General features: G+C 62.6%; 10 protein-coding genes. 3 read left to right on the forward strand and 7 right to left on the reverse strand.

Annotation, left to right across the window (positions count from 1 at the left end):
* Positions 1–28: 28 nt before the first annotated feature.
* The 5 genes from CFII68_RS19710 to ppc all read right to left on the reverse strand — a co-directional run bounded on the left by CFII68_RS19710 (position 29) and on the right by ppc (position 5,801).
* Entirely contained in the window at positions 29–889 is an 861-nt protein-coding gene (locus tag CFII68_RS19710) for a DUF72 domain-containing protein (protein WP_018603780.1), read from the reverse strand.
* A complete protein-coding gene (locus CFII68_RS19705) occupies positions 889–1,200 on the reverse strand; it encodes a hypothetical protein (protein ID WP_014336766.1) in 312 nt (103 codons plus the stop codon). Before CFII68_RS19705 ends, CFII68_RS19710 begins: the two co-directional genes overlap by 1 nt.
* Before the next feature lie 260 nt (positions 1,201–1,460).
* Positions 1,461–2,138 carry a tRNA (adenosine(37)-N6)-threonylcarbamoyltransferase complex dimerization subunit type 1 TsaB gene (tsaB, locus tag CFII68_RS19700; protein ID WP_018603782.1) on the reverse strand — a complete coding sequence of 226 codons (678 nt, stop codon included), beginning with the start codon at positions 2,136–2,138 and terminating at the stop codon, positions 1,461–1,463.
* 93 nt (positions 2,139–2,231) lie between these two features.
* Complete coding sequence (gene adk, locus CFII68_RS19695) at positions 2,232–2,879, reverse strand: adenylate kinase (protein ID WP_018603784.1); 648 nt, start codon at positions 2,877–2,879, stop codon at positions 2,232–2,234.
* A gap of 291 nt (positions 2,880–3,170) precedes the next feature.
* Positions 3,171–5,801: a phosphoenolpyruvate carboxylase gene (gene ppc / locus CFII68_RS19690; RefSeq protein ID WP_018603786.1), complete on the reverse strand. Its 2,631-nt coding sequence runs from the start codon at positions 5,799–5,801 to the stop codon at positions 3,171–3,173.
* A gap of 180 nt (positions 5,802–5,981) precedes the next feature.
* Between ppc and CFII68_RS19685 the strand changes: the two genes are divergently transcribed.
* From CFII68_RS19685 to CFII68_RS19675, 3 genes are all read left to right on the forward strand, one after another.
* Positions 5,982–6,326 (forward strand): hypothetical protein, encoded by a 345-nt coding sequence (locus CFII68_RS19685; protein ID WP_003198166.1) that lies wholly within the window; start codon positions 5,982–5,984, stop codon positions 6,324–6,326.
* A 396-nt stretch (positions 6,327–6,722) separates the two neighbouring features.
* Positions 6,723–7,136 carry a DUF4398 domain-containing protein gene (locus tag CFII68_RS19680; RefSeq protein ID WP_018603788.1) on the forward strand — a complete coding sequence of 138 codons (414 nt, stop codon included), beginning with the start codon at positions 6,723–6,725 and terminating at the stop codon, positions 7,134–7,136.
* 51 nt (positions 7,137–7,187) lie between these two features.
* Positions 7,188–7,976 (forward strand): OmpA family protein, encoded by a 789-nt coding sequence (locus CFII68_RS19675; protein WP_018603790.1) that lies wholly within the window; start codon positions 7,188–7,190, stop codon positions 7,974–7,976.
* Between the two features lie 194 nt (positions 7,977–8,170).
* Here the strand turns inward: CFII68_RS19675 and CFII68_RS19670 are convergent, their stop codons facing one another.
* Positions 8,171–8,500 (reverse strand): hypothetical protein, encoded by a 330-nt coding sequence (locus tag CFII68_RS19670; RefSeq protein ID WP_014336759.1) that lies wholly within the window; start codon positions 8,498–8,500, stop codon positions 8,171–8,173.
* A complete protein-coding gene (locus CFII68_RS19665) occupies positions 8,497–9,402 on the reverse strand; it encodes an alpha/beta hydrolase (RefSeq protein WP_018603791.1) in 906 nt (301 codons plus the stop codon). Before CFII68_RS19665 ends, CFII68_RS19670 begins: the two co-directional genes overlap by 4 nt.
* Between the last annotated feature and the right edge of the window lie 69 nt (positions 9,403–9,471).

A 9,471-nucleotide genomic window follows, 5' to 3' on the forward strand; every position in this document is an offset into this window, starting at 1 on the left:
GTTCGCTCCTGAGCAGGTAGGGTTGGCCTCAGAGCAAACCCAGTTGCTCGGCGGCGGGCTCTCTATATAGCTCAGGCAGGGCCGGCAAGCCAGGTAAACGACTCATCAGGCGAGTGTGGAAGCGTTGCGCGAGTTTGGCTGCCAGCAGGTTGTCGGCGGTGTGCAAGAAGATATAGGGCGTGCGCCCTTCTTCGATCCACGCGGCGATTTTTTCCACCCAGGGCGTCAGGAACGGTTCATTGGCTTCCAGCACCGGATGACCAATGAAGCGCACTTGCGGACATTGGGTGAACGCCGCGGGCCGGGGTGGTACGCGGGGCTTTTTCGATTGCGCGTGGAGCACCGCAGGATCAGTCGAGGTACAACTGAACAAGGCTCGGGGATCGAGGCAGATGCGTTCGACACCACGATCGAGCAACAGACGATTGAGGCGCCGTTCGGCGTCGCCCTTGGCAAAGAACTCATCGTGACGGACTTCCACAGCCAAGGGGCGCTGCAAGGCGTCGATGAACCCCGCCAACTCCGGCAACCGATTCGGGGTGAAGGCCTTGGACAGTTGCAGCCAGTACGGCGAGACACGCTCACCCAAGGGGCTGAGCAGTTGCAGGAAGGTTTCGGTGGCCGTCAGGCGCTCACGCAAGTCGCCGTTGTGGCTGATGTCACCGGGAAACTTGGCGGTGAAGCGAAAGTGCTCGGGCATGATTTCGGCCCAGCGCTGGACCGTGGCCGCAGAAGGGCTGGCGTAGAAGGTCGTATTGCCTTCCACGGCATTGAACACTTGGGAATAGAGATTCAGAAAGTCGGTGCTTTTCGCGTCCTGGGGATAGAGATAATCACGCCAGGCGTTTTCGCTCCAGGACGGACAGCCCAGGTAGTAAGGGAAGACCATCAGATGTAGAGATCGAGTCCCAGCACTTCCATATCCCAATCGACGAAACCGGCGGTGCTCAGGTAGCTCGCCAGGGCCGTGGCGACACTGCGGCTCATTGCACGGTGATAAAGCATGTCTTGCTGACGGGCGGGGAGATTGCTCAGGCGTTGCGCGGAGGCCTTGGCGGCGCGGGCGGCCAGTTGCTCTTCAGACGGGAACTCCAGTTCGCCATCGATATCATCATCGAAGGACTCTTGCTCAGCGATTTTGCCTGCACGAGGCTTGCGCTTGATGGGATAGGACTGGGATGAAACGCCGTCTATACGCATAACAGAATGCTCGGTATCAATGATGGCAATTTAGCGGCACTTTCACAGCCGCGCAAATGCGCAAGTGATAACTAGAACACATAAAGTCCAAAAGGTTTAAAAACGGGCTGAAAAAGTGACGACTGGCAATATTGGGTGTGACTTTTGGCCGGGGAAATGTCTTTGTGGGAGCAAGGCTTGCCCGCGATGAAGATGACGCGGTCTGCCCGGGAACCGAGGCGCCTGTACGCGAGCAAGCTTTGCTCCCACAACGCCTGGGGTTATCGCTCGGATTTTGGCGTGGCGACTTTGTCCCGCAGGTACACCGGTTGCGCATCATCGGCCACAATGGCTTCACCACGGGCCCAGGCGAAGCGGGCCAGGGCCAGCAGGTCTTCGGCGTGAGGCAGCAGGGTGGCGTCCTGGCCGGCCAGGTTGACGGCGATGCGCTCGCCGTAGCCCCAACCGGTACCGGCGCCGAACCAGTCACCGCCGGCGTCGCTCGGCAACGCCGCCGCTTCGGGCGGCAATACCGCTTCAGCACCGACCAGGCGCATCTCGCCGTCGGTTTCGCGATAGCAGCCCCAGTACACCTCGTCCATGCGCGCATCGATGGCCGCTGCAACTTGGCGGGCGCCTTGTTCGCGCAAGGCGCGCTGGGCCAGCACCGCCAGGTTCGACACTGGCAACACCGGTCGCTCCAGGGCAAACGCCAGCCCCTGCACCACGCCGATGGCGATGCGCACGCCGGTAAAAGCCCCCGGCCCGCGACCGAAAGCAATCGCGTCCACTGCCTGCAAGGTCGTCCCGGCATCGCTCAGCAGTTTCTGGATCATCGGCAACAGTTTCTGCGCGTGCAGGCGCGGGATCACCTCGTAATGGCTCGTGACCTTGCCGTCGTGCAGCAAGGCAACGGAACAAGCTTCAGTCGCGGTGTCCAGGGCCAGCAAGGTGCTCATCGTTGTGTCCGTAAATCAGGTGGAAAAAAGTGCGCCAGTATAAACAACTACGGCCCGCAAGCGGGCCGTAGTTGATGCAACTGATCAGACTTTTCAGCTCAGCGCTTCGAGCACCTTGCCGGTGATCGCATCGACCGAGCCAACGCCCGGGATGTGGCTGTACTTCGGCTTGCCCTGGGCAGCCGACAGATTCTGGTAGAACGCCACCAGCGGCTTGGTCTGGGAATGGTAGACCGACAGGCGATGACGCACGGTTTCTTCGGTGTCGTCCTTGCGCTGCACCAGCTCTTCGCCAGTCACGTCGTCCTTGCCGGCGACTTTTGGCGGGTTGTAGACGGTGTGATAGACACGGCCGGACGCTTCGTGAACGCGACGGCCGGCAATGCGCTGGACGATCTCTTCGTCGTCGACCGCGATTTCGACCACGTGATCGAGCTCGACACCGGCAGTCACCAGGGCTTCAGCCTGGGGAATGGTGCGCGGGAAGCCGTCGAACAGGAAGCCGTTGGCGCAATCGGCTTGAGCGATGCGATCCTTGACCAGGGCGATGATCAGGTCATCCGACACCAGGCCGCCGGCATCCATGATGCTCTTGGCTTGAACGCCCAGTGGCGTGCCCGCCTTGACCGCGGCACGCAGCATGTCGCCAGTGGAGATTTGCGGGATACCGAATTTTTCGGTGATGAACTTTGCCTGAGTACCTTTACCGGCCCCGGGAGCTCCCAGCAGAATGACGCGCATCGATGTGCTCCTCAATTTTTTTATGTAAAACGCTCGGATTCGCCTCGTGGGGCCAATCTTCGAAAAACAGGATCGTGACCGCCCAAACGGCCAAAGGCTGATCAAGATACACAGCAGGCCCGACCCACACAAGCCGCCGAAAGTCGGAGGAACCCGCGCCCGATACGACCTTCGCAGGGGGTGGCGAGAGTCGCAACCGGGCAACAAACTGTCGCCTGGCCAACCTGTCCCCTCCCCCGGCGGACAACGCCCGGGAACACCGGGCGAGCCGTTTCGGTGCGCTGCCTAACCTTAGCCGGTATTGCGCAAACCGGCGGCAATCCCCGCCACAGACACCAGCAACGCCTGTTCCACGGGGCTGCCCTGGGCCACATCCTGCTGCCGCGAGCGCGCCAACAGTTCGGCCTGCAACAGGTGCAGCGGGTCGAGGTACGTGTTGCGCAGGCGAATGAATTCCAGCGTGGCAGGGCTATGTGCCAGTAGCTGCGACTGACCGGTCAACCCAAGGACCACCCCACAAGCCTGCGACAATAGGTCGCGTAAATGCGCACCCAAAGGCAGCAGCCCAGGTTCCACCAAACGCTCGTCGTAGGAGCGGGCAATATCGGCGTCGGCCTTGGCCAGCACCATCTCCAGCATGTCGATGCGGGTCCGGAAGAACGGCCATTGCTCGCGCATCTGCCCCAGCAACTCACCTTCGCCGCGCTCCAGGGCCTTGCTCAGTGCGGTTTCCCAGCCGAGCCAGGCCGGCAGCATCAGGCGGGTCTGGGTCCAGCCGAAGATCCACGGGATCGCCCGCAGGCTTTCGATGCCACCGGCCCGACGCTTGGCCGGACGGCTGCCCAGGGGCAGGCGCCCCAGTTCCTGCTCGGGGGTGGACTGGCGGAAGTACTCGACAAATTGCGGGTTTTCCCGCACCACGGCGCGGTAGGCACGGACGCCATCGGCCGCCAGTTCGTCCATCAGGTCCCGCCACTGCGGCGTCGGCGGCGGCGGTGGCAACAGCGTCGCTTCAAGCACGGCGGCGAGATAAAGGTTGAGGTTCTGTTCGGCGATGTCCGGCAGGCCGAATTTGAAACGAATCATTTCGCCTTGCTCAGTGGTGCGGAAACGCCCGGCCACCGAACCCGGTGGCTGGGACAGGATCGCCGCGTGCGCCGGACCACCACCACGGCCCACGGTGCCGCCGCGACCATGGAACAACAGCAGTTCGACTTGCTGCTCGCGGCAGATGTCCACCAACCGCTCCTGGGCCCGATACTGCGCCCAGGCCGCCGCGGTGGTCCCGGCGTCCTTGGCCGAATCGGAATAGCCGATCATCACTTCCTGTGGGCCTTGCAGCCGCGAGCGATAACCGGGCAGCAGCAACAGCCGCTCGATCACCGGCCCGGCGTTGTCCAGGTCGGCCAGGGTCTCGAACAGCGGCACCACGCGCATTGGCCGCAACACGCCGGCGTCCTTCAATAACAGCTGCACCGCGAGGACATCGGAAGCCGCACCGGCCATGGAAATCACGTAGGAACCCAGGGACGCCGCTGGCGCCGCAGCCACTTCCCGGCACGTCGCCAACACTTCCGCCGTATCGGCCGACGGTTTGAAATGGGCCGGCAGCAGCGGACGCCGGTTGCTCAGTTCCGCCAGCAAGAAGCTGATGCGCTGCTCCTCGTTCCAATCCTCATAGCGGCCCAGGCCCAGGTAGTCGGTTATTTCCGTCATGGCGGCGGTATGGCGCGTCGAGTCCTGGCGCACATCGAGGCGCACCAGGAACAGGCCGAAGGTCACCGCCCGGCGCAGGCAATCGAGCAGCGGCCCGTCGGCAATCACGCCCATGCCGCATTCGTGCAACGAGTGGTAACACAGCTCCAGGGGGTCCAGCAGCTCGCGGTTGTGCTGTAACACGTCGGCGCCTGGCGGCGTGGCGGCGCTCAGGGAGGCGTGGGCCCAGTTGCGGGTGGCGCGCAGGCGTTCACGCAGTTGCTTGAGCACGGCGCGATAAGGTTCGGCGCTGTCGCCGGCCTGGGCGCGCAAGGCCTCGCTGGCGTGTTGCATCGACAGCTCGGCCGCCAGTTGATCGACATCACGCAGGTACAGGTCCGCCGCCATCCACCGCGCCAGCAACAGCACCTCGCGGGTCACGGCGGCGGTGACATTCGGGTTGCCGTCACGGTCGCCGCCCATCCACGAGGCAAAACGGATCGGCGCGGCCTCCAGCGGCAGGCGCAAGCCGGTCGCGGCATGCAGGGCCTGGTCGGCCTTGCGCAGGTAATTGGGGATGGCCTGCCACAACGAGTGCTCGATCACCGCGAAACCCCACTTGGCCTCGTCCACCGGGGTCGGTCGGGTGCGGCGGATTTCTTCGGTATGCCAGGCTTCGGCGATCAACCGCTGCAGGCGCTCGTGAATCTGCGCGCGCTCGGCGCTGGTCAGGTCGCGGTGATCCTGGGCCGCCAGTTGTGCGGCGATGGCGTCGTATTTCTGGATCAGCGTACGGCGAGCCACTTCCGTGGGGTGGGCCGTGAGGACCAGTTCGATCTCCAGCCGCCCCAATTGCCGGGCCAGGGCTTCGGCGCCATGGCCCTCGGCGCGCAGCCGGGCGAGCAACTCGGGCAGCACCCGTGCCTCGAAGGGCGCCGGTTGCGACTCTTCGCGGCGATGAATCAGTTGGTACTGCTCGGCGATGTTGGCCAGGTTGAGAAACTGGTTGAACGCCCGTGCCACCGGCAGCAGTTCGTCCTCGCTCAACTGGTTGAGGCTGGCGCTGAGTTCGGCGTCCACAGAGCCGCGTCGGTCAGCCTTGGCCCCCTTGCGGATCTGCTCGATCTTGTCGAGAAACGTGTCCCCGTACTGTTCGCGGATGGTATTGCCCAGCAGTTCGCCGAGCAGGTGGACGTCCTCGCGCAAGCGGGCATCGATATCGGTCATCAGCATTTCTCCAGCAAAAAAGTCCGGACAGCTCTTGGATCAGAGAGTGCCGATGCCCGTCGCTTATGACAAGCGACGAAGGGACTTTAAACCTTGCACAACAAAGCTAGTCTCATGAGTAAGCCACACAACGGCTTGTCACTCACCGCGCCTGCCACGAGCAGACTGATTGAGGTCATCATGAAAATTCGTGAGCTTGCCCAGCATTGGGAAGAAAACGCCAAGGGCCGCCTGACCCAGACCGGCTACACGATCCATCTGGACGTGGAAGCCGCCGCCCGGCTGGCAGCGATCTGCGACATGTACCCCAAGCGCCAGCCCGAGGAACTGCTCGGCGAGCTGATCGGGGCGGCGCTGGAAGAGCTGGAAGCAAGCTTTCCCTACATCAAGGGCTCACAAGTCGTCGCCACCGATGAAGAAGGCGACCCGCTGTACGAAGACGTCGGCCCGACCCCGCGATTCCTCGCGTTGTCCCGCCGGCATCTGCACGAACTTTCCTCGCAGAACGACAAATCCAAACACTGATTCCTGCATTGACTCCTGTAGGAGCTGACGAGCGAAGCGAGGCTGCGATCTTTCCCCTGACGCTTGAGTCCCAAGCGAAAGATCAAAAGATCGTCCGAACGCGGCCCGAGCCTTCGGCAGCTCCTACATCCGCGCCCGCCAAAAAAACGCAGGCTTCCCTAAGCCGTGAATACCGCTGCGCGCCTTGAAAGTTCAGCTTTTCTGCCGCTGACCGATCAGTCAGTAATTCTTTTGGCGAATGGCCATCTTCGCTGAACTTTTGAAAAACGCCTCGGGTCACACCGAGTAACCATACTGGAACGGTTGTTTAAATAAACGCGCCTTGGCGCCAGCGCCAAACCAGACGTCACGGCTTCGGTCCCAGCATGGATTTGTCGTTTTTTCAGGAGTTTCCCAATGGAGTTGAAGCCTATGAATACCTGCACTGCCAAACCCTCATCCACTGGCCTGCGCGGCTTGAAGTTGGCTGCCCTGGCGATCGGTAGCAGCTTCATTCTCGCCGGTTGCGCCGGTAATCCACCTTCGGAGCAGTACGCGGTGACCCAATCGGCGGTCAACAGCGCCGTCAGCGCCGGCGGTACCGAATTCGCCGCCGTGGAAATGAAATCGGCCCAGGACAAGCTCAAGCAAGCCGAAATCGCCATGCATGACCAGAAGTACGACGAAGCCAAGCGACTGGCCGAACAGGCCGAGTGGGATGCCCGCGTCGCCGAGCGCAAGGCCCAGGCCGCCAAGGCCGAACAAACACTCAAGGACTCCCAGAAAGGGGTTCAGGAACTGCGTCAGGAAGGCATGAACAAGGTTCAGTAAGCCGTTCACGCCACGACGTACTTCTCATTGATAAAAGGACGACAGACTATGATGCACAAACACTTGATGATGCCCGCCCTGCTCGCTGCCTGCGTAGCCCTGGCCGCTTGCTCCCACGACCCGAACGCGAACCTGGAACAGGCGCGCACCAACTACAACGGCCTGCAGGCTGACCCGGCGGCGACCAAAGTGGCTGCCCTGGAAACCAAGGACGCGGCGGACTTCCTGGCCAAGGCCGACAAGGCCTACCTGGACAAGGAAGACGAAGCCAAGGTCGACCAGTTGGCCTACCTGACCAACCAGCGCGTTGAAGTGGCCAAGCAGACCATCGCCCTGCGCAACGCCGAAGCCGAACTGAAAAATGCCGGTGACGAACGTGCGCGTGCCTTGCTCGATGCGCGTAACGCGCAGATCAAGCAACTGCAGGACAGCCTCAACGCCAAGCAGACCGAACGCGGTACGCTGGTGACCTTCGGCGACGTGCTGTTCGCCACCAACAAGTCCGACCTGCGCGCCAGCGGCATGACGAATGTGAGCAAACTGGCGCAGTTCCTCCAGGAAAGCCCGGACCGCAAGGTGATCATCGAAGGCTATACCGACAGCACCGGTTCGGATTCCTACAACCAGTCGCTCTCCGAGCGCCGCGCCAGCTCCGTGCGCACTGCCCTGGTGAAAATGGGCGTGGACCCGGCCCGCATCGTGACCCAGGGGTACGGCAAGGAGTTCCCGGTGGCCGACAACACCAGCGTCTCGGGCCGTGCCATGAACCGTCGCGTGGAAGTGACCATCTCCAACGACAACCAGCCAGTGGCCCCGCGCTCGACCTTGAGCGCCAACTGATCGGCTGAGAGCCACAAAAAAGCCCCGCCTGACTTCAATCAGGCGGGACTTTTTTTTATCGGCCAACACATCTCCCCTGTGGGAGCGGGCTTGCTCGCGAAAGCGTCCGGTCTGCTACACATACAGTGACTGACACACCGCCTTCGCGAGCAAGCCCGCTCCCACAAGGGAATGGTGGTGTCCTTGAGATTGGACTATGGCTGCAATTTCTGCGGCGTTTCCTGGCCCATGCAGCGCACCGCGCGTTTCTTCTCGTTGATCAGCACGCCGGTCAGGCCTTTCTGCTCGGTGTCGAACAGCACCAGCACGCCATCGATGCATTGGGCGACCTGGGGGGCCGGTTCCAGGGACACCTTGTAGTCCTCGCCTGGTACGGTCTTGAGCATGGTGAACTGGTTGAGCAGCAACGCGTCCTCGGGCTTGGCGAAGTGCAGGTAACCGTAGTACCAGAGCACCCCCACGGTGCCGAGGATGCTGCAGATACCGGTGATGATCAGGGGGATGGCGTTACGTTCTTCGCTCATTGCGGACTCTCTGGTGATTCAACGGGTGATTTCGGGTAGTTCGGGACCTCGCCCAGGCGGCGCAGGCCGTCGAAGTGCTGGGGGTCGTCGAGGTAGCGCAGCATCACGGTGCGCCAGGTTGGGTCGGCGAATGTCTGCACATGGCCGCCGCGTGTCAACTGCAAGACCCGCGGCGGCGGCGCAGCTTGATACAGACGGATGCCGTTGGAAAGGGGCACGATGGGATCGTCCAGGCTGTGGTAGATCAATTTCGGCACGCCATTCAATTGCGCCACGGAACTGATCGCGCTGTCACCGTCCGGCACCAGCCAGGACAACGGCACCTGGAACGGCCAGGTCAGCCACGAGGTACTCAGGGCAAAACGGCCAACGTCGCGATAACTGGCGGGCACGCCATCGAGCACCAGGGCCTTGAGCTGCCGTTGGCGCTGCGGGTGCTCGACCAGGTAATGCACCGCCAGCGCGCCGCCCAGGCTCTGGCCGAGCAACACCAGCGGCTTGCCCTGCACCTCCGGCGCCTGGTCGAGCCATTGAAACACGGCGTCGATGTCCTGATAGATCGCCGGCAGGCTCGGCTCGCCTTCGGACACGCCGTAACCCCGGTAGTCGACCATCAACACCTGGTAGCCCTGCTCCGGCAACCACCAGCTCCCGCCCAGGTGCCAGGCCAGGTTGCCGCCGTTGCCGTGCAAATGCAGGACCGTGCCCTTGACCTCCACACCCGGTTTGACGGGTAGCCACCAGCCGTGGAGCTTGAGACCGTCGGCGGTGGTCAGGGTGACGTCGCGGTACTCGAGCTTGGCCCGCTCCGGGGTAAACGGCAGGCCGCGTTCGGGGTAGAACAGCAGTGAGCTGCAACCGCTCAGGGCCAGCAACAGGCAAATGATGCCGAGGGTTCGCATCCGGTGAAGCCTCGCAAAAATCAGGGTTGGAACAGAGTTCCCCCTGTGGGAGCGGGCTTGCTCGCGAAG

It is taken from the genome of Pseudomonas sp. CFII68 (assembly GCF_000416195.1).
GTDB lineage: Bacteria > Pseudomonadota > Gammaproteobacteria > Pseudomonadales > Pseudomonadaceae > Aquipseudomonas > Aquipseudomonas kilonensis.